At 53.6% G+C, this 707-nt stretch carries 1 protein-coding gene; it reads right to left on the minus strand.

Going from position 1 to position 707, the window contains the following annotated elements; translation table 11 throughout:
* A partial coding sequence (locus CPA45_RS22530; protein WP_133066825.1) for a tetratricopeptide repeat protein occupies positions 1-674 on the minus strand: 674 nt, incomplete at its 3' end.
* Positions 675-707 lie beyond the last annotated feature (33 nt).

Below are 707 nucleotides of genomic sequence, written 5' to 3' on the forward strand. Positions count from 1 at the left end.
AAAACTACCGCTAGATTATTCATAGAGAGGGCATAGCCTGCCTCCGCCGCTTTACGAAACCACACCTCCGCCGCTTCCAGGCGCTCCGTATCGTTGGCATAACCCCGTTCGTCATTACGTGCCAGCTCGCCCAGCCAGTTCATAGAATGAACATTGCCTGCCTCTGCAGCACGATGGAGCCACTTCATAGCTTCATCTTCATCGGGGTCTTCAACGTAGTAATAGATATGATAGAGCGCGGCCATGGCCTCAGCGTCACCGGCCTCGGCTTTGGGCAAGGTAAGCTCCAAGGCCTCCTGTGGCCAATCGTCGCCGTTTTCCGGGCAGACATCCCCCAGTTCGCAAGCACCACCGTCAAACAATCGAAGCATGGCGTAGGGTTCACCCTGTAGTGCGGCTTGGTAATACCAGCCCAATGCGACTTGGTTTAATCCCATATGACGCAAGCGATATACTTCGCCAAGGTAATACATCGCCTCTGCATCACCGGCCTCTGCTGCTATTTCTAAATAAGGCGTACTGAGAGAGCGTTGATGAGCATTATATAACCGCATACCTTCGTCTTTGGCGGCTTGAATATCCGCTGGCAGCGCCAAGGCCGCAGGCGACAACAGCGTCGCGAGTGTCAGCCCTGCCAGTGTGGTCAGTAGGTTTGATCGCTTCGTTAACAACATCAGGGACCAAATTTTTCAGGGAAGTAGGAAAGC

The sequence above is a fragment of the Vreelandella nigrificans genome (genome assembly GCF_002374315.1).
In the GTDB taxonomy this organism is placed as follows: domain Bacteria; phylum Pseudomonadota; class Gammaproteobacteria; order Pseudomonadales; family Halomonadaceae; genus Vreelandella; species Vreelandella nigrificans.